22 protein-coding genes, 1 other RNA gene and 1 pseudogene are annotated in these 23,795 nt (G+C 35.9%); 14 read left to right on the top strand and 10 right to left on the bottom strand.

The window, feature by feature from the left end; genetic code table 11:
• Nucleotides 1-49 precede the first annotated feature (49 nt).
• Nucleotides 50-517 (bottom strand): acyltransferase, encoded by a 468-nt coding sequence (locus CCZ01_RS04665; protein WP_112052071.1) that lies wholly within the window; start codon nucleotides 515-517, stop codon nucleotides 50-52.
• A 272-nt stretch (nucleotides 518-789) separates the two neighbouring features.
• On the opposite strand from CCZ01_RS04665, the gene hisD reads away from it, so the two are divergent.
• The 9 genes from hisD to hemC are packed head-to-tail and all read left to right on the top strand — an operon-like array spanning nucleotide 790 to nucleotide 8,765.
• A complete protein-coding gene (hisD, locus tag CCZ01_RS04670; RefSeq protein ID WP_112052094.1) occupies nucleotides 790-2,094 on the top strand; it encodes a histidinol dehydrogenase in 1,305 nt (434 codons plus the stop codon).
• Between the two features lie 50 nt (nucleotides 2,095-2,144).
• Nucleotides 2,145-2,777: a superoxide dismutase gene (locus CCZ01_RS04675; RefSeq protein ID WP_112052072.1), complete on the top strand. Its 633-nt coding sequence runs from the start codon at nucleotides 2,145-2,147 to the stop codon at nucleotides 2,775-2,777.
• Between the two features lie 3 nt (nucleotides 2,778-2,780).
• The gene (locus tag CCZ01_RS04680) at nucleotides 2,781-3,059 is read left to right on the top strand and encodes a DUF2018 family protein (RefSeq protein WP_112052073.1); all 279 of its coding nucleotides are present in this window, start codon (nucleotides 2,781-2,783) and stop codon (nucleotides 3,057-3,059) included.
• Nucleotides 3,060-3,065: 6 nt separating this feature from the next.
• Complete coding sequence (locus tag CCZ01_RS04685; RefSeq protein WP_112052074.1) at nucleotides 3,066-3,506, top strand: hypothetical protein; 441 nt, start codon at nucleotides 3,066-3,068, stop codon at nucleotides 3,504-3,506.
• Nucleotides 3,484-4,404 carry a polyprenyl synthetase family protein gene (locus tag CCZ01_RS04690; protein WP_258436696.1) on the top strand — a complete coding sequence of 307 codons (921 nt, stop codon included), beginning with the start codon at nucleotides 3,484-3,486 and terminating at the stop codon, nucleotides 4,402-4,404. The genes CCZ01_RS04685 and CCZ01_RS04690 overlap by 23 nt, the downstream gene beginning before the upstream one ends.
• A complete protein-coding gene (hemA, locus tag CCZ01_RS04695) occupies nucleotides 4,404-5,705 on the top strand; it encodes a glutamyl-tRNA reductase (protein WP_112052075.1) in 1,302 nt (433 codons plus the stop codon). The genes CCZ01_RS04690 and hemA overlap by 1 nt, the downstream gene beginning before the upstream one ends.
• 9 nt (nucleotides 5,706-5,714) lie before the next feature.
• Nucleotides 5,715-7,460, top strand: a complete 1,746-nt coding sequence (locus CCZ01_RS04700; RefSeq protein WP_112052076.1) for a proline--tRNA ligase — start codon at nucleotides 5,715-5,717, stop codon at nucleotides 7,458-7,460.
• Nucleotides 7,411-7,815: an FxsA family protein gene (locus tag CCZ01_RS04705; protein WP_112052077.1), complete on the top strand. Its 405-nt coding sequence runs from the start codon at nucleotides 7,411-7,413 to the stop codon at nucleotides 7,813-7,815. Before CCZ01_RS04700 ends, CCZ01_RS04705 begins: the two co-directional genes overlap by 50 nt.
• Complete coding sequence (gene hemC / locus CCZ01_RS04710; RefSeq protein ID WP_112052078.1) at nucleotides 7,812-8,765, top strand: hydroxymethylbilane synthase; 954 nt, start codon at nucleotides 7,812-7,814, stop codon at nucleotides 8,763-8,765. The genes CCZ01_RS04705 and hemC overlap by 4 nt, the downstream gene beginning before the upstream one ends.
• 22 nt (nucleotides 8,766-8,787) lie before the next feature.
• Here the strand turns inward: hemC and CCZ01_RS04715 are convergent, their stop codons facing one another.
• From CCZ01_RS04715 to CCZ01_RS04745, 7 genes are all read right to left on the bottom strand, one after another.
• Nucleotides 8,788-9,570 carry a class I SAM-dependent methyltransferase gene (locus CCZ01_RS04715; protein ID WP_112052079.1) on the bottom strand — a complete coding sequence of 261 codons (783 nt, stop codon included), beginning with the start codon at nucleotides 9,568-9,570 and terminating at the stop codon, nucleotides 8,788-8,790.
• Between the two features lie 55 nt (nucleotides 9,571-9,625).
• Nucleotides 9,626-10,423, bottom strand: a complete 798-nt coding sequence (locus CCZ01_RS04720; RefSeq protein WP_112052080.1) for a class I SAM-dependent methyltransferase — start codon at nucleotides 10,421-10,423, stop codon at nucleotides 9,626-9,628.
• Nucleotides 10,424-10,487: 64 nt separating this feature from the next.
• Nucleotides 10,488-11,846 carry a Na+/H+ antiporter family protein gene (locus CCZ01_RS04725; RefSeq protein WP_112052081.1) on the bottom strand — a complete coding sequence of 453 codons (1,359 nt, stop codon included), beginning with the start codon at nucleotides 11,844-11,846 and terminating at the stop codon, nucleotides 10,488-10,490.
• 129 nt (nucleotides 11,847-11,975) lie between these two features.
• Nucleotides 11,976-12,767: an SDR family NAD(P)-dependent oxidoreductase gene (locus CCZ01_RS04730; RefSeq protein WP_112052082.1), complete on the bottom strand. Its 792-nt coding sequence runs from the start codon at nucleotides 12,765-12,767 to the stop codon at nucleotides 11,976-11,978.
• Between the two features lie 104 nt (nucleotides 12,768-12,871).
• Nucleotides 12,872-13,240: a transfer-messenger RNA gene (gene ssrA / locus CCZ01_RS04735) on the bottom strand.
• A gap of 296 nt (nucleotides 13,241-13,536) precedes the next feature.
• Nucleotides 13,537-14,928, bottom strand: coding sequence for a chemotaxis protein CheX (locus tag CCZ01_RS04740; protein ID WP_112052083.1), 1,392 nt, complete (start codon nucleotides 14,926-14,928; stop codon nucleotides 13,537-13,539).
• A gap of 73 nt (nucleotides 14,929-15,001) precedes the next feature.
• Nucleotides 15,002-16,309, bottom strand: a complete 1,308-nt coding sequence (locus CCZ01_RS04745) for an OmpA family protein (protein WP_220106535.1) — start codon at nucleotides 16,307-16,309, stop codon at nucleotides 15,002-15,004.
• 190 nt (nucleotides 16,310-16,499) lie between these two features.
• Between CCZ01_RS04745 and nadE the strand changes: the two genes are divergently transcribed.
• From nadE to ruvB, 5 genes are all read left to right on the top strand, one after another.
• Nucleotides 16,500-17,348: an NAD(+) synthase gene (gene nadE / locus CCZ01_RS04750; RefSeq protein WP_112052084.1), complete on the top strand. Its 849-nt coding sequence runs from the start codon at nucleotides 16,500-16,502 to the stop codon at nucleotides 17,346-17,348.
• Between the two features lie 328 nt (nucleotides 17,349-17,676).
• Nucleotides 17,677-18,600, top strand: coding sequence for a tetraacyldisaccharide 4'-kinase (locus CCZ01_RS04755; RefSeq protein WP_112052085.1), 924 nt, complete (start codon nucleotides 17,677-17,679; stop codon nucleotides 18,598-18,600).
• A gap of 45 nt (nucleotides 18,601-18,645) precedes the next feature.
• Entirely contained in the window at nucleotides 18,646-19,527 is an 882-nt protein-coding gene (locus tag CCZ01_RS04760) for a glycosyltransferase family 2 protein (protein WP_112052086.1), read from the top strand.
• 73 nt (nucleotides 19,528-19,600) lie between these two features.
• Nucleotides 19,601-20,389: a 3-methyl-2-oxobutanoate hydroxymethyltransferase gene (gene panB, locus CCZ01_RS04765; RefSeq protein ID WP_112052087.1), complete on the top strand. Its 789-nt coding sequence runs from the start codon at nucleotides 19,601-19,603 to the stop codon at nucleotides 20,387-20,389.
• 5 nt (nucleotides 20,390-20,394) lie between these two features.
• Nucleotides 20,395-21,378, top strand: a complete 984-nt coding sequence (ruvB, locus tag CCZ01_RS04770; RefSeq protein ID WP_112052088.1) for a Holliday junction branch migration DNA helicase RuvB — start codon at nucleotides 20,395-20,397, stop codon at nucleotides 21,376-21,378.
• A gap of 296 nt (nucleotides 21,379-21,674) precedes the next feature.
• Here ruvB and CCZ01_RS04780 read toward each other — a convergent pair whose 3' ends face one another.
• A complete protein-coding gene (locus CCZ01_RS04780; RefSeq protein WP_112052090.1) occupies nucleotides 21,675-22,622 on the bottom strand; it encodes an SLAC1 anion channel family protein in 948 nt (315 codons plus the stop codon).
• Between the two features lie 467 nt (nucleotides 22,623-23,089).
• A pseudogene (locus CCZ01_RS10360) lies at nucleotides 23,090-23,795 on the bottom strand (hypothetical protein); the annotation flags it as partial.

Here is a 23,795-nt window from a genome sequence, read left to right on the forward strand (position 1 = left end):
TAAGGTGTATTACAAGAAAGGTATTCTTATATGAAACATAAAATAGCATTCACAATCTCCTAAGTAACTTTGCTGGATTTCCTGCGTAAATTCCTTTTATACAAATATCCTTCGTAACAACACTTCCAGCACCAATCACAGCACCATCGCAGATGTTCACAGGTAAAATTGTCGCATTAGAGCCAATACTCACATAATCTCCGATAGTGGTTTTTTTCCATGCTAAACGATCCCCACCAGCAGGACCGCCTTTTGCAAACAAATCATTGATAAACATCACACCATGCCCGATAAAACAAGAGTTTCCAATTTCAACTAATTCACAGATAAAACAATGAGATTGAACCTTTGTATTTTTGCCAATTTTTACACCTCTTTGAATCTCTACGAATGGGCCAACAAAGACACCATCTCCTAATACACATTCATACAAATTGCACGGCTCTACAATACTTACATTCTCACCAAAAGTAACTTCGCGGATACCAACTTGCAATGACCTTACTTGTTTTTTCATTGTTACTCCTTATTTTTTAATTCAGCCTAAAAAACCTCTACTCATATGAATAAATTACATAATCACAGAAAATGATTAAACTTCCTAACTTAAAACAACTAGCATCAAGTATGATTTTAGCATAATACTTTAAAGTTATTTTTAATTTTAAAGATAAGAAAAAGATGAAACTTTATCGACATATTCACATTTTTCTTGAATCCCTTGTATTTTTGTCCAAAATACTCTACAATTTCTCACTTTATATTTTCAAGGAGTTTATTATGCCTTTAATGACCCAAATTTCAACCTCTGATACCCATTTTCATGAATCTTTTAATAAGCTTTTAAAACGTGGTGAAATGGATATGGAATCGGTTTTACCCATCGTCAATGAAATTTTGAGGGAAGTTAAAGAAGAGCAGGAAACTGCGATTTTAAGGCATATCAGTCAGTTTGATTCTTGGCAACCTGAGTCCTTAGATCAAATACTGATTAGCAAAAAAGAAATGAAAACAGCTTATGACTCTCTTGCTCCATCCCTAAGGGATACCCTCCATCTAGCCTATGATAGAATTTACGCTTTTCATTCTAAGCAAAAACTAAAAAGTTGGATTGACTTTGCTGAAGATGGCACAATTTTAGGACAGAAAGTTACTCCAATGCAACGGGCAGGCTTATATATCCCGGGTGGCAAAGCCACTTATCCTAGCTCCTTATTAATGAATGCAATTCCAGCTATTGTTGCTGGAGTCAAAGACATTATTGTTTGTTCACCAGCTATACACAATCAAGTCAATGCTACACTTCTAGCAGCGGCACATATCTGCAATATTCAGCATTTTTATAAAATTGGCGGTGCGAGTGCAATTGCATTTATGGGCTACGGAACACAACAATTTCAAAAAGTGGATGTTATTACGGGTCCAGGAAATATTTTTGTCGCAACAGCAAAAAAACTCCTTTTTGGTGAAGTTAATATTGATATGATTGCGGGTCCAAGTGAGATTGGTGTTATCGCTGATTGTAGTGCAGATATAGAATCCCTTGCACTAGATTTACTTTCCCAAGCAGAACATGATGAGTTAGCAAGTTCAATTCTTATTACGCCACACAAAGAATTAGCAAATGCTGTTGCACAAAAGATTGATGAAATTCTACCCACTCTTCAACGCAAGGAAATTGCAACAACTTCAATCCGTGAACGTGGGATGATTCTTGTCACAACAGATTTACAAGAAGCTATTGATTTAATGAATCTCATTGCACCAGAGCATTTAGAGATTCTAACTGAACAACCTTTTGAAATTCTCCCCCATATTCAAAATGCAGGGGCAATTTTTCTTGGACACTACACACCAGAGGCATTAGGAGATTATCTTGCAGGTCCTAACCATACACTTCCAACAGGGGGAAATGCAAGATTTTCATCACCTTTGAGTGTAGATCACTTCTTGAAAAAAAGTTCCATTCTAGCATTTTCTCAAAAAGGTGCGATTGGGCTATCTATGCAGTGCGGGGAGTTTGCAGAAGCAGAAGGACTTCAAGCACATAAAGAGTCTATACTCTTTAGACAAAAATTAAGCAAAAAAGTGTAGAATATAGAGCATTTTTGCATAACAATAAATCATTAATCTAGGAGTTTACAATGTTTGAATTACGCAAATTACCTTTTGAAGCAGGTGCTTCCACCCCTCTTTTATCTAAAGAGACAATTGAATTTCATCATGGACGCCATCACGCCACTTATGTGAAGAATTTAAATGCACTTTTAGAGGGGCATAGCCTTGCTGGAAAATCCTTGTTTGAGATTATTCAAAAAAGTGATGGTGGGCTATTTAACAATGCTGCACAAGTTTTTAACCACGATTTTTACTGGGACTGTATCACGTCTACTGAAGTTTCTGTAGGAGCTGAGACCAAAAAAGCCATTGAGCAAAAGTTTGGCTCTATTGAAAAGTTTTGTGAGCAGTTTGCCGACAGCGGTGCAAAGCAATTTGGTTCTGGCTGGGTATGGCTTGTTTTAAATAAGTCCGGAGAATTAGAAATTCTTAGCACTTCTAATGCAGCAACACCCATTACAGACGATAAAGCACCTTTGCTTGTATGTGATGTTTGGGAACATGCTTACTACATTGACCATCGCAATGACCGCGTCAACTACCTAAAGAAATTTATTGCCCAAATTAACTGGAAATTTGTTGAGGAACGTTATCTTGCTGCAAAAACAAAAGGTATACAGTCTACCGCAGAGTATATCCAAACCATTCACAAAGGTTAAGAAGTGTTAAACTTTGATGATGATGATATTTTCAGCGGTTCACCCATTGATAAGTGGTTGGAAATTATCTTTCATTCCCACCGTGGGTTGGCAGAAGCAGAATTACGGAGGCTATTAGAAAGCCTTGCCCTCTGTGAAATGTTGCTTGATTCTCAAAAATCGGAAGAGGATTGGGAAAAACAAGTTGCAACGATGAAATTTTCAGAAGAAAACCATTTGCAGGAAAGAATGAATAATCTTGCAATTGAATCTATGGGAAAAATCTTAACTCAGAGTGAGTGATAAATAATGAAAATTCTTTACTTTCCTCTTTTATTGTTTCTTTTTTCTATCTTTATGTGGGCAGATAACTGGAAATATCAAGGGGAAGTAGAGCTTAAAAAAGATGAAATCTACCACCTTGCCTTTCAAGAAAGGGAAGTAATGAAGGATTTGTATTTTCGATGGACATTACATAAAAATCAAGGCTTGGTAATGCATGTCCATTACGATGGATTTGTCCATCAATTCATTCTTTATGAACGTTACCATAGACGCGGTTTTAAAGTCCAGCTTTTTAAACATAATTCTAGGGCTTATACCGCTGCACCCTATATTTGGATTCGTATGGTAGATTATAAATATGATACAAAAACAGCATTAATTAGATTCCTTGTGCATGATGGCAACAAGGAAATTTCATTAGTTTCGCAAGAAAAGGTAAATAGTGTCGGCTTTAGAGGATATTAAAACAATTATTCATGTATGGCTACAAGAGAGCTTACAGAAAGAAACGCAGGAATGGGGATTGACTTCAATCCTTATGGGTGGAAAGATGTTGCGTTCGCGTCTTGTTTTAGCAATCGCACAAGAAAGTGCTGAATCTAAAAAACTCTGTGCAATTATCGAATTGATTCAGAGTGCATCATTGTTACATGATGATGTAATTGATGATTCATTGATGCGTCGTGGAAACCCCTCTCTTAACGCTAGTGTAGGCTCTAAAAATGCAATTATGGTCGGTGATATTTTATATTCTAAAGGCTTTTATGAGTTAAGTTTTTTGGATCCAAGGATTGCACAAGTCATATCATCCTCTGTCGTGCGATTGAGCAATGGGGAGATTTTAGATGTATGCTTAAGTCAGTCATTTAATAGCGATCAAGAACAATATATGCGAATGATTGAGAATAAAACAGCTTCTTTAATTGAAGCATCTAGTGAAGCAGCTGCATTATTGGTGGGTTTAGACGCAGAAGCATTCAGAGTTTATGGTAAAAATTTGGGTATTGCTTTTCAAATTATCGATGATTTGCTAGACATTACACAAGATTCTAGCACATTAGGAAAAGAATCTTTAAGTGATTTCAAAGAAGGTAAAACAACACTACCCTACATTTACCTTTATGAATCTTTTGGGCAAAATCAGGATTTTCATTCTCAAGAACGTTTAAAAAGTTATTTTAAAAAAACACTCACACAAGAAGAACAACAATGGATTATTCAATCTATGCAACACTATGATTGTATTAAAAAAAGCTTTCATCTTGCTAAAGCATTGGGAGAGAAAGCCCTGCAAGCCATATCTGCATACAATAATACTCAATTAGAAGAGATTATGACTAAAATGATAGAAAGGGATTTTTAATGCATTATCTCATTATTAGCTTTACACACAAGAATAGTAATATTTCTGTGCGCGAACAACTTGCTTTTGATACTCCCGCTAAAAACGAATCTTTTCTGAAAATGCTTACTGAAAATAAATTCATCCAAGAAGCAATTATTCTTTCAACATGCAATCGTGTTGAATTTATTTTATGTGCTAAAGATACAGAAAAAGCAACACTCTATCTCTTTGAAAGGTTGAGTATTTTAGTTAATATTGCAACAAATGAATTAGAATCCCTTGCAGATGTTTACATTAATCAAGCAGCCATTCACCACCTTTTTTGTGTTTCAAGTAGTTTGGATAGCCTTGTTGTGGGGGAAGCACAAATCACAGGACAACTCAAAAATTCTTTCAAGTTTTCATATGATAAGGGATATTGTCAGCAGCACTTAGCACGTGCATTACATTTTGCTTTTCGCTGTGCGGCTGCTGTAAGGAATTCTACAGAAATTTCTAAAAACCCTGTTTCTGTTGCTTCTGTTGCGACACTAAAGGCAAAAGAAATCGTAAAAGACTTAAATGATGAAGAAGTGGTTGTAATTGGACTTGGTGAAATGAGTCGTTTAACTATTAAGCATCTTTTAAGTTATGGTGCAAAAGTCATTCTACTCAATCGCGATAAAACAAAGGTAGAAGAATTTGTAGCGGAAATGAATTCACAAAAAATTACCTCACTTGGCTTGGGGGATATCGCAAAAACAATCAATCGACACAGAATCCTGTTTAGTGCAACTGGAGCACCGCACGCAATTATTACACAAGATCTTGTCAAGCCAACAGATTTTGAACGTTATTGGTTTGATTTAGCCGTTCCACGCGACATAGAATTGAGCTATCCACAAAATATTCAACTTTTCAGTGTCGATGATTTGCAGGATATTGTCCATAAAAACCTATCTTTACGAGAGGAACAAGCGAAAATGGCATATGGAATTGTAGGAAAATTCACACAAGATTTCTTTTTATGGCTTTCTTCATTACATATTGAACCCATCATTAAATCTTTACGAGAGCAGGCAAAAAATGCGGCAACACAAGAGATTGAACGTGCAATTAAAAAAGGTTTTTTACCCAAAAATTATGAACGCAACTTATATAAAACCTTAGATAACGCCTTTAATCGATTCTTGCACACACCAACAATTAAACTGAAGGAGAATGCGGACAAACCTCAAATTGACACCATCATAGAATCCTTGAAATTTTTATTTGATATCCATAGCGAGTATCTCACTTTAGACCAATATCGTTGTGAATACAATTCAACAGAAAACTAAGGAGACAATATGCGTTTTTCAACATTTTTTGCACCCACACTTAAGGAAACTCCTAAAGACGTGGTACTTAAAAGTCATGAATATTTATTGCGTGCAGGTTATATTCAACAATTAGGTAGTGGGATTTATAGCTTTCTACCACTAGGAAAAAGAGTTCTAACAAGAATTAGCCAAATCGTCAGAGAAGAAATGAATCGCATTCACGCACAAGAAGTAATGTTGGGCTTTGTAACTCCTTCTGAATTATGGGAAAAAAGCAATCGGTTGCACAAATATGGTAAAGAGCTTTTACGATTTAAAGATCGCAAAAATGCAGAATTCGTCTTAGGACCAACACATGAAGAAGCCGCTGTAGAGATGATTAAAGGTTACATCAAAAGTCACAAACAACTTCCTATACACATCTACCAAATCCATCTTAAATTTAGAGATGAAATGCGTCCACGTTCAGGATTAATGCGTGGACGTGAGTTTATTATGAAAGATGCTTATAGTTTTCATAAAAATAAGGCAGATTTGGTGCGTGAATTTCAGGTAATGGAGCAATGCTATCAAAGAATCTTTAATCGCTTAGGTCTTGATTTTCGCATTGTTAAAGCAGATAGTGGCTCAATTGGGGGAACTGGGAGTAAGGAATTTATGGTTGTTGCAGAAAGTGGAGAAGATACATTAGCCATTTGTCAAGAATGCACGTATGCTGCAAATCTTGAAGCCGCCACACGTACTGCCAAACAACCACAAACCCGCCCACCGCAAGCCACATTTGCTAAATTCAATACCCCTAATACCACTAGCATTAAATCTTTATGTGCTTTCTTTCATGTTGAACCTTATTGGACGATGAAAGCTGTCGTGAAAAAAATTCTGAAGCAAGGAAAATCAGAACTTGCTTACTTTTTCATCAGAGGAAATGATACGCTTGAAAATATTAAAGCACAAAATGTCACTGGAGCTGATGAGATAATAGATGCCTCAAAGGAAGAGATTGAAGCGGTAGGATTGCACATAGGGTACATTGGACCCATTGCACTACGCAATATTACGCAAAGTCAACAGATTTATTTTGATGAGGAATTAAGGGATGGAGGGAATTTAATTTGTGGTGCAAATGAAGAAGGGTATCATTTTGTGGGCGTGAATTTAGCAGAATTTGAAGGGCTTGTTTATGCTGACCTCATCAGCATTCAAGAAGGAGATATTTGCCCTGAATGCAAAAGAGGCACATTAATTCATAAAAAAGGGATTGAAGTCGGGCATATTTTTCAATTAGGGACAAGATATTCAGAACCCTTGAATGCGAGTTTTTTAGATGAAAATGCACAGAGTTGCTTTTTTGAGATGGGTTGTTATGGAATTGGAATTTCGCGTCTATTAAGTGCAAGCGTGGAGCAAAACCACGATCAAAAGGGGATAATTTGGACATCAAGCATTTCTCCTTTTTCACTTACTTTAATTCTTTCAAATTCAAAAGACAGCCTCCAACAACAAGAGGCAGAAAAAATATATAATAGCCTACAAGAAATGGGCATAGAAGTTTTATTTGATGATCGCAATGAAAGATTTGGCTCAAAAATGGCAGATTTTGAATTAATGGGAATCCCTTTTGCTTTAATCATAGGTAAAGGTACTCCAAATGGGTTGTGTGAAATAATACAAAGAAAAACTCAAGAAAGGTGCGAAATTCAATTATCGGAGGCGTGTGCGTATGTTCAAAAGCTTATCCATCATTGCAGTGTTAATTTATCTACTGATTGAAACTTTTGTAAGTGTTGCGTTTGCAGACCAAGTTGGATTCTTTGGGCTGTTTATGGAAATTCTTGTTAGTTTTATCATCGGTATCGCTTTACTGGTGAATTTTGGCGGACTTATGGGGCATAGCTTCCAGGTTTTGCGTTCAGGCAGAATAACGACAAAAGATGTCGCAACTGCGACAATGCTCCAATTCTTAGGTGCGATTTTCTTGCTCTTACCCGGCGTCTTCTTGGATATTATTGGATTAATTTTTGTGATTTTAGGATTATTTAAAGTCGGCACTAAGCCAAGCGAATCACAAAATAGCCATTATGTGCATGATGATGATATTATTGATGTTGAGGTGGCTCCTAAATGACGAAAAAACTTATTTTAGGGACAAGAGGTAGCATCCTTGCATTATGGCAAGCAGAATATATTCAGCAAAAGCTACAAAAACTTTATCCCCACTTAGAAATTGAACTAAAAATTGTCAAAACAAAAGGGGATAAGATTCTTGATGTTCCCCTAGCAAAAATTGGTGGAAAAGGACTTTTTACAAAAGAACTTGAAGAATTAATGCTACAAGAAAAAATTGATATTGCTGTGCACTCTTTTAAAGATGTTCCTGTAGAAATGGTTGATGGGTTATTGATTGGTGCAATCACGCAAAGAGAAGATGTGCGCGACGCATTTTTGAGCGAAAAATATCCAAGTATAGAATCTCTCCCTAAAAATGCAATTGTTGGAACAACCTCCTTAAGACGTACAATGCAACTCAAACATTTTAGAAATGATTTAAATACACAAAGCTTGAGAGGTAACGTACAGACACGTTTAAGACGCCTTAAAAGTGGGGACTTTGATGCCATTATTCTTGCGATGGCTGGAGTGAATCGCCTAAACCTCCATACAGAAATATCACACATTTTACCACTTGAAACTTCTTTTATGATTCCAGCAATGGGACAGGCTGCATTAGCAGTACAATGCCGTGACGAAAAAGAAATTAAAGAAATTCTCCACCCACTCAACCACCAAACAAGTGTGATCGAAACAACTTGCGAGCGTGCATTTGTAAGGATGCTAAATGGAGGTTGCCAAGTACCTATCGGTGTGAATGCAACTCTTCAACAAGACAATATTCAATTAAACGCTATTGTAGGGCTCGGAGACGGAAGTGAAATTTTGCAAGAAAGTCAGAAAAATCGGATAGGTAATATAGAAGAAGCAGAAATACTAGGACAGTCCCTTGCAGAAAAATTCATTGCCAAAGGTGCAAAAGAAATTCTTGCAAAGGCTGAAAAAATGGGGTTTGACGGACTATAAGCCCACCCTCCTCACTAATGCGTTAAGCATTCTTCTTGGCACTCCAACATCTAGTCGTATATTTAATCTTAAACTCTTTAGGTAACTGCTCATGCATGGAATGGGCAATTTTTTCAAAAAGTTCCACGCCCTGTGGGGTTTCTAAATCCCAATAAGGGTTCTTCACGCTTTTCCAAGCATTGATATAGTTCTCAATAGTTTGGTGAAAATAAAAATCCTCTTCAAGATAAATAATGCCATCAAATAAGTGCCGATGCTCTTCAATAATAGGACGTTGATCTTCTCGCCTTACCCCTCTTGTATAGCTAGGGATAAAATGGAGAATAATGGATTCAGCAGCTTCTTGAATTGGATCTTTTAAATCTCGATGATTCCACATACAAGAAAAATAAGTTGCTGATTTCAATAAACGATACGCCTCTTTTAATGCTTCTTTTCTATCCATCACATTAAAACTACTACCAAAAGTTACCCAATCAAAAGCATTATCCTCAAGCGTTGAATCAAGCCCTGTTGCCCTTACCCACTGAATCTTTTGCCCATTTGTTCGCTCAATACCAATTTCTCTCATCGCATCATTTGGCTCAACTGCAACAACCTCACAACCTCTCTCTAAAAGCATAATGCTTAGGTTTCCTGTTCCAGCACCAATATCGGCAACCCTCAAAACTTTAGAATCTTGCTGAAGTGTTTGATTAGCTAAATACGTCAACATATCGATGGATATCGGTGCATAATTCGGTCGATAACTATAAAATTTTGCATGCTTTGTATAATCCCATACTTGCTCTACTATCTTTTCCATTTTCTAAGCCTTTCATAAATACAACAAGCATTCAATAAAAGGCTTAGAATCTCATCTATACTTTTTGCACACTCCATGCCCGAATCTTATAGAGGACTTCAATATTATCCAAATGCCCTATCTTAGATTCTATCATTCTTAAGATTTCTAGCCATCTATTTCCCGCTTGTGCCTGAATATCATTCACAGAATGCCATGCACCGAGGTATCGCTCCTTGCTCATAACCTCAACATAATCACATTCCATAAAAACACAATCTCTGAAATGTCCTGTTGAAATGAGAATCTCTTCCCATTTTTTTGTGTTCTGCACCCCACTACTCACACGATTAAGCTCTGGAACAATATTCTTAATTTCTTCTTCAATTTCATAAAATATCGAACCTTCAACTATATGTCGTGAATTCCAAATTGCAGTAAAGTAAGCACTATTGTGCCCCCCCCCCCCCGATAAGGGTTTGGTATTCAAAATTCTTGCAAATTCTGGGAGTGACTTATTTGAATCTGTCCAATGAAATGAACTTGCCATAATTACCCAATCAGCGTAACTAGATTCTACATTAGTTTCTTCTCCACTCCCCTTCTTCCAAACTACCTTAGAATCTCTTGTGTATTTTTCACCTTCTGCCCTCATCGCATCATTTGGCTCAACCGCAATAACATTCAATCCAAAATCATCGCTTAGCATTTTGGTTAACTTACCTGTCCCAGCACCCACCTCAACAACTTTCAGCTCATCAAGAGGTTTGCGGTTATCATTCACGCAACGAATCAGCTTTTCTAAAAGCATAGGACTGTACGCCGGACGATTATGATAATGTTTTGCAACATCCGTAAAATCACCTTGTTTCATCAACTACTCCTTTTTATAAAATTGAAAAATAAGAAAATAAAGCCCGATAATAGCAAAAAGATACTTAAGAAAGTTGTAACGCCCCAATAACTCCAAAAATAAATAAAGGAATATTATAGGCAACAAAAGTAGGAATACAAGTATCCCAAATGTGATTATGTTGTCCATCAGCATTCAATCCCGAAGTAGGTCCAAGTGTGCTATCACTTGCAGGGCTTCCTGCATCGCCTAATGCACCCGCAATTCCAATCAGCAAAATAATAGAAGGAATGGAGAATCCTAGTGCGAGCCCTAGTGGAAGATAGATTGTCGTGATGATGGGGATTGTTCCAAAACTTGTCCCAATCCCCATTGTTACGAGCAACCCAACAAAAAGCATTAATACCGCACCTGCAAATTGTCCATTGACAACTAATTTAATCATATTTACAAGAGATTCAACATCTCCTCCAGCATTCAACACCTTACCATAACCAGCGGCAACCAACATAACAAAGGCAATAAATGCCATCATTTTTAAGCCACCTTCCATAATATCATCAATTTCATTCCATGCAATACCTTTAAGAAGAATAATGGTCATAAGTCCCAAAAATGCACCAAGTGGTAAAGATTCAAACTGCAACTGCACAACAATGGCAACAACAAGCCCAAGCAAGGTTACCCATTCCTTATAACCCATACTTGCATCTTGAACCTGAAAAGATTCTGCATTCTCTGCATAAATCCGATCTTTGCGATAAAAAACCAACACAGCAAGAATCAACCCAACAAGCATAGCCAATCCACCAATCCACATCACATTACCGATATCACCCAAACTGACATTAACACCATTTTCCTCCATTTGCTTTTTAATAGTCGTGTGAAAAATATAGCCAAAACCCACACCAATCGTAACATAAGGTGCTTTTAAGCCAAATGTTAAAGCACAAGCAACTGCTCTCCTATCAATTTTTAGGCGATTAAAAAGCCCTAAAAGGGGAGGAATTAAGATAGGAATAAATGCAATATGAATGGGGATAAGATTTTGCGAAAAACAAGCTATCAAGGCAATACTAAAAAGCAAAATAATCCGATGATTACTAATTACTTTTGTAATTGCATTCAACAAAAATATCGTTAAATGCGTGCGTGAAACCGCCACTGCTAAAGATCCAAGCAAAATATAGCTCAAAGCTGTTTCAAGATTCCCGCTCATACCCTCAATAAAAATCTGGATTGTATTTTGTATGGATTCCTTTAATAATGTAACCGCGTCAAGAGACTGTGCCATTTCCTGCATTGAATGTTGCCCATATTGTGAAATAATCCCCGCACACAATGTCGCAATAATAATTGCTAAAAGCACATTCAAACGCAACAAGCATAAAATAGCCATTACCGCCACAGATACAATCACCGCGTTGCTTAATAAAGCCATACCACTCTCCAATAAAATAAATTTTATTCGCAAATATCTTGATTATAGAATTCTAGCATAAATCTATTACAATAAGATATGATTCTTTGTTAAAGCACCTTAAAAATCTATACTCCTATTTTACTCTGACTACAACCGCCCAAAATAGTTAAAAACCTTAACAAGAGATGTTTTCAAGAAGAAGGGTAAGAGGTGATAGAATCTTGCCCCACATCTTAACCATAAAGGAAAAATATAACATTTTTTACCCTTTTTAATTGCACGATACATCTTTTCAGTTGCAACTTCACACGGAATTTGTGGAACAATTGGATTAAGATATTGCGTTAGAGGCGTCCTAATAACACCTGGACAAATGGTGGTTATACAAACCTCATCTTGTGATACATTAAGTGATTCACCCAAGTAGCGAACAAAAACTTTAGACGCACTATAACTCGTTGCATTCGGCATTGCAAGAAGTGAAGCAATAGAACTCATCAGCACTATCTGCCCTTTTCTTCCATTTTCTAATCGTGTTTGTTTGCTGAAATGCTCAAGTGCATAAAACACAATATGAGCAACACCGAGTACATTAGTATAGCAAATCTCAAGATGCTTATCTACATCCACTTCTTCACCCAACGCTACTCCGGCATTAATGATAAGAATATCTAAACGTACACTAAATATTTCGTCACACCATTTTTGACAGGCATCCTTATCTCCAACATCAAAACAAGAGACTACAATAATCGCACAAGGATTAATTGTTAAAATCTCCGCCCTACACTGCTCCAGTCGCATTTGATTACGCCCAGCAAGATAAAAATGTGTTGTCTCTTTTGCAAATCGCAACGCTAACGCTCGACCTATGCCACTACTTGCACCCGTAATTGCAACACTAAAAGTAGATGATTGAGAACGATTATTTATTGACATTACTGCCCCCTAGCCCAGTTAAATAGCCACACATAAGACAATTACACATAAACAAAGCAAAACGGGAAGCATTCCTAAGATACCAATGAACAAACCCATGAAATTGGTGGAGTCGTGGGGGATTGAACCCCAGTCCGAAACTCTGAACACACGAGCGTCTACATGTTTAGAAAGAATTTTAAATCTTTCTTGTTATTTCTAAATCCTTCAAAACACCACAACAAGGCAACTGTAGTCTTTTTTTCTACATCCAGCAGTGCAGAAAAGCATCTAGCAAAGATAACACATTATTAGGGTAGCTAGAATTCCCCAACAACATGGCTCCTAAAGTTAAATAAACTTACGCTACTTTTGCGTAAGCTGGAGCATAATTAGGATTGTTTGCGTTTATTTTAAACGAGATAGTTTAAGGGTATATCCAGACCCACATGCAACCCGAGCTACCAAACTCCCGTCGAAAGCCAGTCGACCCCGTTTAAAGAGAAAATAAAGTTATTAAACAGACCAAATTTTACCAATTTTTCTTGGGTAAGTCAAGAACTCACTTTTTTTTCGCTTATTGGTTAGATTCTGCATAATATGGACATAAAAAAGGTGGTATAAAAAAATTTAAAATAAATATTTATGATGAGGCAACCAAAAACAAGTGATTCACTCAAATAATGTAAAACCCATACAAACAAGGCTTTTGGACTATAAGCAACCCCATCTAAAGGTAAAACCTATTCGTAAGTATTTCTAGAGGATTTACAAACCTTCAATACCTAAACTAATAAGTTAAAAAAATATGCAATGGCTTCTTATTTAGTAAAAAGTCAATTTGCACTCCCATCTGCCCTCTGACTAATTCATATAGATCTTTGAAATCAATATAGGGTTTAGGTAAAGAAATACCGATTGTGATATTTTTCTCTGAAAGCAATGCTTTTGAACGTCCTGCAATAATATTTGTAAATTCTGAAATAATATCTAAAAATTCTTCATCAGTCTTAATTTCATCGCCCAACATCATTAATGCCGCTTCTTTTGCAATTTCACGACTAAAAACTAACACAAGTTTACCACTAATATCACCCTCAAAACTAATTACAGCTCCCATAATACCATCTTTATTGGCAATATCACACTCAATAACACGATGAGCCTTTTTCTCAACCACACCCCCCGTTAGAGACTTCAATGTCTCCAAAGAAGCATTCACAAAATAAAGCAAATTTGCAACAAGTTTCTTCGAAAGTTTCTGCGGTTTTTTATCGTGATAAAGGTTTGCTAAAGCAGAAATTTTCTCATTCTTTAGTGCACTCGCTTTATCTGGATAAATAAAGATATTTGCACGACGAATCTTATCCTCTGTTGCAATATCAAGCACACCCGGATGAACACCAACAAATATGAAAACAGCATTGTAGGTTACACCATTCCTCGCCAAAGAAATAAAGAAATCCACAGCTTTAATATCAAAAACTTCTGTATCTTTCATATTAAAGATAAAAACTTTAAACCCCTCTGCTAAACGCAAGGCATGGGTTTGCATACTGAAGAATCTTGGGATTTTCCCATCAACTTCTTTATAAAAATGATAAGTTACCACACCTTGAGAAATTTGCACAGGAATATGATTGGCAGTAATATCAAACTGCATATCGTAAACATAAAGGGCATTATTGCCTAACTCTTGCTGTTTGGCACGAAAATCTTTTATGTTCTGCACAGCACAAACTTCAATCCCCTTTGCCTCCAAACTCTGCACAATCAAGGTTTGCATAACTGTATCTTTTTCAAAAACAACAGCTGGTGTTCCAGAGGGTGGAGATTTAATCTGTAAAAAAAGCATAGCTTGAGAGATGGTTTTAAAAAGTGGAATTGCCTTGTTTGGAAATAACTCCTTGAGTTGTTTAAATTGCTCCCCATTATATTCGCAAATTGCCACAACAATATCAAGTTGCTTTTGAAGCTTCAAAAGAGTATGGGCAACAGCAACAACTGCTGAATCTTGAAATTCTATATTAGAACGTAGAGAAAAAAATAATGCTTGTAACTGCAGACTTTTAATGCTCGAGGCAGATCCTGCAATTACCTTACATACCTGCTCCTCTACGCTAGAATCTAAATCCTCATCGGCATAATAAATAACAACATTCTGTGAAATAACTGGCTTCATACTTGTGGCAACCTTTACATTTGTACTTTTAATTAATCAAAATAATCAAAGAATTATATCTCATTTTAGCCATTTATTGAACAGGCTCAATGAGAATCATCTCAACACGGCGGTTTTGTGCTCTACCCTCATCAGTCGCATTATCTGCAATAGGGCGACTTTTTCCAAAACCTTTAACATCAATCTTAGAGCGATCTGCACCAAAATGAATTAAACGACTTTTAACTGCATTTGCACGATTAACGGAAAGTTTCTGATTGTAGGCTTCCGTACCGATATAATCTGTATGCCCCTCCAAAAGAGCACGTGCACTGGGCTTCTGTTTTAACTCACCTGCAAATTCTTGTATATCCTTATCAAAACGTGTAGGAACACTAAAAGAGTCAAATTGGAATCGTACATCATTCATATTTAAAGTAACAGTTTTTGTTGGTGTGAATTTTCCATGTTCTGTTTCAATCACAGGAGTATTTTTTGCACTGCTCACTCCCCCGTTACCATCACTCATCATAAAACCTTCACCCACCTGCTTTTGACCAGGAATGCCCGCGTAAGCAAGCCTCTCTCCAGCAACAGCACCAGCAGTAGTTCCAGCAGCAACACCGGCGGTAGCACCTTGACTACCATCAGAATGACCAACACCTGATGGTTGATTATCTACACCTTCAGTATTTTTTGCCATTTGACGATCCGCCGCCATTGTTGTTCCTTCTTCCAATGATTCACTAGGTTGTGTGGTTGCCCCAGCTGTTTGCGTGGGTGATGATTGGGTTTGTGGATTTTGTTGATTTATATCTTCCTTTGCCACTTGTTGACGCGATTCAGCAGAACGACTGGTTTGAGATCTTTGTGCCGTGTTAGAAAAAGTCGCTTTACCAAAAGGAATCGCAACTCCCAAGGAAGCAATAGCATCCTGTCTACCATCGAGTACAGCCATATACCGTCCTTCCGCTTTCAAGTGTACCCATTCTGTCATCGCTAAACGCACACCCACACCCACTTGACCAAAAATATCATGGTTCATTCCTTGTGCTTGCTCACTTAAATGTTCATATCCAAGTCCTGCCAAAGCATAAGGTGCAACAATCCCAAAAGGATATTCATTCACCACATTAGCATAATAACGATTAATTCCAAATTGCCCACCCTCTGAATATATTGCACCATTACTTTTTTCGTACCCTAACTCAAGGAGCATATTAGGTTGAATTCTTGCACCCAAACTTAAACCATATGCCGAAAGAGAATCTTTTTGAAAGCGATTATTGCCCAAATGAGAATCATAACCTATGTATGGTTTTACCTCAAAAGCATTGTCAATAGCCCCATACAATGAAGACACGCTAACGGCCACTGAAAGAAAAAGTACTTTTTTAAACATTGCCAATCTCCTCACAAATAAAATACAAAAATTCGCTTGAATATTGCAGATAATATCGAACAATAGGGAACAATATTTAACAATAAGCAATTTATTGGGTAAAATACTACTCAATTTTCACTGAATATCAAACTAAATTGAATAAATTTTAATAAAATATTCACTTATTAAACACTATGGAGGCTACTTTATGGATTCTCAGAAAGCAATTAAAGCTCTTGTTTCGTTTGTACGTACTGAATTAAAACAAAGAAATTTTCAGAAAATTATTTTGGGTTTGAGTGGCGGAATCGATTCAGCTGTTGCACTCTATCTTGCAAAACTTGCACTAGAATTACCCACACATTCTGAAGGAATAGAAATCACCCCACAAGAAATTCATTTTTATGAACACTCGCCTATATTAGCCGTTCTTATGCCCTCTACAAACTCTAACCTAAACCATCTTGCAGACGCAAAACAATTAGCAATAAGTAATGGTATTCCTTTTTTGCAACTCCCTTTAAATCATTTTGAACAAGCATTACAATTATTTTATCCAGCCCTACAATCAGAACCAACACTAAGGATGGGAAACGCATGTGCAAGATTTCGTATGACACTCCTATTTGATTTAGCTTTCACACAAAATAGAATTGTTCTTGGAACAAGCAATAAAAGCGAAAGAATGTTGGGTTATGGTACAATTTACGGAGATTTAGCTTGTGGCATTAACCCTTTAGGTAACATTTACAAAACAGATATATTCACATTAGCACAGGCATTGGGCATACCTCAAAAAATTATCCAAAAAGCACCAAGTGCAGATTTTTTTGAGGGGCAGAATGATGAATTAGAATTAGGATTTACTTATGATATTTTAGATAAAATTTTATATGATTTCGTCGACAGGCAGATACCAAAAACACAACTTTTGGACAAATATCCCAAAGAAGCTGTTCATCTTGTTATTCAACGCGTTGAATTTTATACATTTAAGCGCGAAATGCCTTCTATAGCACCATTTTTAGGTTTTTTATTTCAAGACAGTAGTCGTTAATGACATCCAACGTAAAAAGTATCATTCAGTAAAAAATCTCAATGGATTCTACTTAATTTTACATAAAGTCGATAAAATTGAATGAGTTCATGCCATTTTATCACTGCTTTTCAAAAAGTAAAAATGCCTTAATGAGGGGGTTAACCATAGCTACAATAACAAGAGATTTACATTTTAATTCATAATAAGTATAATTTCGAAGTGAATCGGTTTTCTTAATCATGTAAGTTTTACAAACAGGATTCTTTACATAACAAATTTATTCTAAATTTAATGATTATGGAGTACAATTATTAGGTGCGACAATAGTCAGAAATGGATGTGAGATATGAAGTTTTTAGAGCGTTATTTTTTTAATCCCTCTGTGGGACAAAAAATACTAGCAATAGCGTTACTCCCTTTTTCTTTATTCTATGCCTTAACGGCTACCATTCGCCGTTCATTCAGTTCCTTCAATACTTACAAAGCAGCAATTATCAGCATTGGCAATTTGGTAGTAGGCGGAAGTGGAAAAACTCCCCTGGTTATCGCTTTAGCAAGGGAATACGAATACAGTTGTGCCATTATTCTAAGAGGTTACAAACGACGTTCTAAAGGGCTATATGTAGTTGCCCATAATGGGGAAATCCGCTACAATGTAGAAAAAAGTGGTGATGAGGCCCAACTTTTGGCAAAACGACTACCAAATGCAACAATTATCGTTTCTGAGGATCGTGCAGCTGGAATACAACAAGCTATTAAACTAGGGCGAAGGATCATTTTTTTAGATGATGGATTCCGTTTTAAATGCAATAAACTCAATATTTTGCTGAAGCCTCAACTTTCACCATATTTTCCTTTTTGCATTCCAAGTGGTGCTTATCGTGAACTTCCAAGTGCTTACAAATCTGCTGATTTAGTACTTTATGAAGGTAAGGAATATACGCGTGAAGTTTCCATTAAAAATCCAACAGAAAGAATGCTACTTGTTACAGCCATTGCAAATCCTTCAAGGTTGGAACGATTTTTGCCAGTAATAGTAGGTAAATTGAGCTATGCAGACCACAGCTTTTTTAGCAAGGAGAAGATTGCAACAGAAATGCAAAAATACCAAGCAACCTCACTCTTAGTAACAGAGAAAGATGAAGTTAAGCTAAAAGATTTTGGCTTTCCTCTTTCTTTATTAAAATTAGAAATGGTAATTGACTCTGATGTCTACCAACGAGTGGCACAGTATATTGGAAAATATGCAGCGATTTCCCAAACAAAATAAAAATATGCTAATAAGGCTAGAAGTATTAAAAATAAGGAGGAGATAATGAAATATCCTAAAATTTCGATTATTATCCCAACAAGAAATCGGTCCTATTTTTTAAGAAATGCTTTACAGAGTGTGATTGATCAAGATTATCCTAATCTTGAAATTCTTGTTGTGGACGGAGATTCTACAGACGATACCTATGAAACTGTCAAAGAATTTATCACCCAATATCCATTTATTACTTTTTTACAAAATATACATAAAATGGGTGCTCCTGGTGCAAAAAATACAGGACTAGAACATATGAGTGGTGATTTATTTGCAACACTTGATGACGATGATGTTTTGATTGAAGGTGCCTTAAAACGTCTTGCAGAAATTTACATGAACAAGCGAGACTATGGTGTCATTTTGGGTAATCGCATTCGTAGTGATGACCACCAGTTTTCTGGTTTAGGTATTCAAGAAAGTCGAGAAATAAAAGCAAGTGAGTTTTGGTATGGTTCTTTAAGTGGTAAATTTTTTGGTGTTATTGAGACTTCCTTGTTAGGTGATGATCGTTTTGACGAAGATCTCAAAGGCGGTGATAAGCTTTTTTGGAGTCGTATTTACGCCAAAACAAAAATTTATTATACACATTTGCCCATGCGAATCTATACAATACATTCTGATAGCTTGACAGCTTCATTACGTTTTGAACCCTTAGTAGAAGCAAAAACTTACGAGAAAGAAATTAATTTTTTAGAAACACTCAAAGAATGTCACCCTTTAAAAAGTAATTACCTTGCAACCTTGCACAATCGCCTAGCAAAACTATATATTGCAGGGAATGAAAAAATTAAAGCTAAAGAACATCTAAAGAAAAGTCTAGAATGTAAATGGGGATTTGAAGTCTTCTGTGTATGGTTTTCTTATGTCTTTGGTCGTCGATTGCAATAGTGTTATCGGCAGATTTTAAATAGTCATTGCTTAAATGGTCCAAATTAATCAAATAAATTCTAAGGAATATAGAATGCAAAAAATAAGTGTTTCTTCCATCAGAAAGAAAAAAGGGAAAGAAAAAATTACAATGATTACAGCCTATGATGCCTTAATGGCTAAAATTTTTGATGGCGAAGTAGAAGTCATTTTGGTCGGCGACTCTTTAGCAATGAGTTTTGGTGGTTACAAAGATACATTAAGTATAAATATGGATAATATGCTTTACCATACAATGGCGGTAAAAAGAGGCGTACAACACTCTTTGATTGTTGCTGATATGCCTTTTGGAAGCTACAACAGCCCAAAACAAGCCCTCAAGAATGCCACGAAACTTTATCAGCAGGGTGGAGCTGATGCGATAAAACTAGAGGGTGGACTAGAACGTTTGAAACATATCCAACTTTTAACACAAAGCGGAATTGCCGTTATGGCACATATTGGACTAAAACCACAGTTCGTTCGTGCAGAAGGGGGCTATAAAATTCAAGGAAAAGATGACGTGCAAATTTCCACTTTAAAACAAGAAGTTGAAGCTTTCAATCAAGTGGGTGTCTTTGCAATTGTTCTTGAAGGCGTTAAAAGCGAGGTTGCAGCAAAATTAACAAAAATAAGCGATGTCCCTATCATCGGAATTGGTAGTGGCAAAGAAGTCGATGGGCAGGTTCTTGTTTGGAGTGATGCTTTCGGATTCTTTGAAGAATTTCAACCGCGTTTTGTCCGTCGTTATTTAGAGGGTAGAAAACTCCTTAAACAAGCAATTCAAGAATTTGCAGCAGATATAAAAAATGGTTATTTTCCTAGCGATCAAGAAAGCTATTAAAATATATGGAAAGGTTAGTTGAGATTGAAAAACTCTCTATTGAAGAGAAAGAAGAAGTTTCTATCCGCCCAACAAAATGGCATGAATACATTGGGCAACCTCAAATTAAACAAAATCTTTCAGTGTTCATTCAAGCGGCAAAAAAGCGGAATGAAGTTTTGGATCATCTCTTATTTTTTGGACCTCCCGGACTTGGAAAAACAACATTAGCTCATCTTATTGCGTGCGAGATGAGTTCAAATATTCGTGTTGCGGCTGCTCCGACAATTGAAAAAGGAGGAGATTTGGCCGCCATTTTGACAAATCTTAATGAGGGTGATATCTTATTTATTGATGAAATTCATCGCCTTAGCCCTGCAATAGAGGAGATTCTTTATCCAGCTATGGAGGATTTCAGACTTGATATTATTATTGGTTCTGGGCCTGCCGCACAAACAATCAAAATCGACCTACCACAATTCACATTAGTGGGTGCAACAACAAAAGCGGGTATGCTTACAAAACCTTTAAGAGAAAGATTCGGAATATCGTTCCGCTTACAATTTTATAGCACAGAGGAGCTTTCACTCATCGTTCAAAAGGTTGCCGATAAACTACAAAAAGTATGCGATATTAAGGCGGCTACTGAGATTGCCAAAAGAAGTAGAGGAACGCCCAGAATTGCCTTACGGCTATTAAAACGCGTAAGAGACTTTGCTGAAGTCGCCGATGAGAAAAAAATTACACACAAACAAACACTTTATGCCTTAAATCAGTTAGGCGTGAATGATTTAGGTTTTGATGATTTGGATATGCGGTATTTAAAAATTCTTTCCCAGAATCGAAAACCGATGGGCTTAAGTGCTATTGCTGCGTCAATGAGTGAAGATGAAGGAACAATAGAAGATATTATTGAACCCTATCTATTTGCTAACGGCTACATCGAACGCACAGCTAGAGGAAGAGTTGTTACGCTAAAAGGTTGTGAAGCAATATTCAAAAAATATTAAATCTCTATCCAAAGATATTCTAAAATATCCCTTAGATAAAGTTATAATTGATTCTTTCACTTTTATAATTATTATTTTTTTTATGATGATAGCCTGCTACTTTCTAATTCTATATTTTTTTACACAAGAAAAACTATTTGAATACTTTTATTGTCTTGTGTTTATTGCTCCAAATTTTTATCTTTAAAAGCAATGCAAAGCGAAGTAAAAAATATACCAACGAATATGTGTGGATAGTGCAGAGATAGTGTTGATTGATTATCTCAATGACTTTACTTAGCTTCATATTGCAAGAATCACACTTCAGGAATGCAGATTTGCCCTTTGAGAACATTTTTCATTGTGTAAAAACTCACAAAAACGATAAGAACAATAAGTAAAATAAAGCTGAAAACTCCAAATCCTAAAAAAAATGTACTCCCATCCCCAGTAAGATCAGAAGCTCTAAAACAAGCTACGCTAAAGGCTGCCATTGGAAAGGTAAATGCCCACCAAGAAAGGAAAAAATTAAGCTTAAGAAAATTTTTATATAAAAATATTAATAAAATCATAAAAAATAAAGCCAGATTTAAAAGAAAAATAGCTGGTAAATCAAAGCTTTTAGTTAGTTTTAAATACCCTAAAAAAGCTACTGCAGGTGGTGCAAGTAAGATGAAAAGAGTAGGCATAAATTTATTTGGCATTTGTTCATGAAATAAAATACGATAAAAAATAATGGCAAATAAAATTACCCAAAAAAACACACCCATACAAAAGTAAAACCACAACCAATTTTCGACATTTTTAGCAGCTAAAATCACGATGAGGTTTCCAACCACTGGGATAAACCAAGCAGGGCTTGAGTGCTTAAGTTCTAAGTTATTGTTAATCCAAAAACTGATAATGTAAAAGCTAAGAAAGCTTTGTAAAAAAAGTCCACTATAAAAGAGTATATTATAAAGTGTACTAGTGTCCATAAAAAGGTTTGCTAAGATAAGCAAGGATATTGAAAAGGTAGCAAAGAAGTTAATTTTTACAGGGTGATTGAATTCTTCTTTTACAGCATTAAAATTAATGAAAATTTTTGCAAGGTAGAGTAAGAAAAAAAATATAAATAAGCCTAAAACAAAGGTTCTTAGAATAAAAAAACTCATATTACCAGGATCAGTAAAATTTTCATTAAAAGTTCTTAGAGCCATAGCCAAGCCACCAAATCCCATAATCACAGCAAAAAACATAATAGGAAAATTTGAAATTTTATGCATTTTATATCCTTAGAAATCTTTGCATGATTGTAACTAAATTCATACCTTTAAACTGTGATTTAATCACATTTGATTTTAGTTTAGGGTTTATTTTAAAGTCAGAAAGTAATTTTAGCTAAAAAAACTCCTTTGTAACTTCCTGCAAGTATTAAACCCCAGCAAAAACGACTTAAAATAAGGGGTAAATGCTCACTCAGAACACATACTGATAGACATATCCAGAAGTTGAAGCCTTTAATTACCGTCTTATCCCTTATATGGTAAAAAATCCATATAAAACCAAAGAAAGCAGACATAGACATATTGTGTACTTTAGTAAAATGGGGTATCATTATAAGATTGTATTTAAAAAAGCAATAAGTGAAACTGGAGAAGATGAAATTTATATGTAAAGCTTAGCAAGAAGCACAGATGGAAAATTTTGAGTGTCCTCTCAATACTCCGATAAGATTAACCTAATCCGAACGCTAGGTATTTAATTCTCCATTCTCTTGATAGAGTTTCAAGCAGTGGACTATAGGTAGCGAAACCCGTATCGTTAAGAGAATTCTTAAACATTTTTGGTTAAAAAAGGTTATTTGTGAATAAGCACTCTCATCTTTAAATAAGTTATTAATAAAACTCAAAATAGGATTGAGTCCAATTTGCTTAAATTGTTCCAATGCTCCAAGTGTCAACGCAAAAAACACACAAATATTTATTAAGAAAAATTTGATATAAACAATGAATAATTCAATCGCCATAAGTACAATTGCAATTAAAATAATCACTCCACAAATAATATATATAATTGATTGGGCTTTAAACAAATCTAGTTTATCAAAAATAATCTCGACTAATTCGATTGCTTGAGTAATGATATTTGCAGGTGTAACATCTCTCCCCTGATTTACACCTGTAGCAAGTTGTGAGAATGATTGCCAAATGGGATCAATCCATAAATGCGTATTAAATAAAAACAAAAAAATACCAAAAATCATAATTTTTCGAATAAGTAAAATTAAAAAATCAGAAAACTCTCCGCCCCTAAGAGCAGAGAGAGAGAAGCTCCAAGCAAGATCAATGACAGCAAGGGTATAAAAGACCCATAAACAAGCACTTTTAATGCCACTTTCCCAAGATTCTAACCCAACTTTAAAGAGAGATAAAATCCCATCGGCATTTTCAACTGCC

The sequence above is a fragment of the Helicobacter monodelphidis genome (assembly GCF_003288845.1).
GTDB lineage: Bacteria > Campylobacterota > Campylobacteria > Campylobacterales > Helicobacteraceae > NHYN01.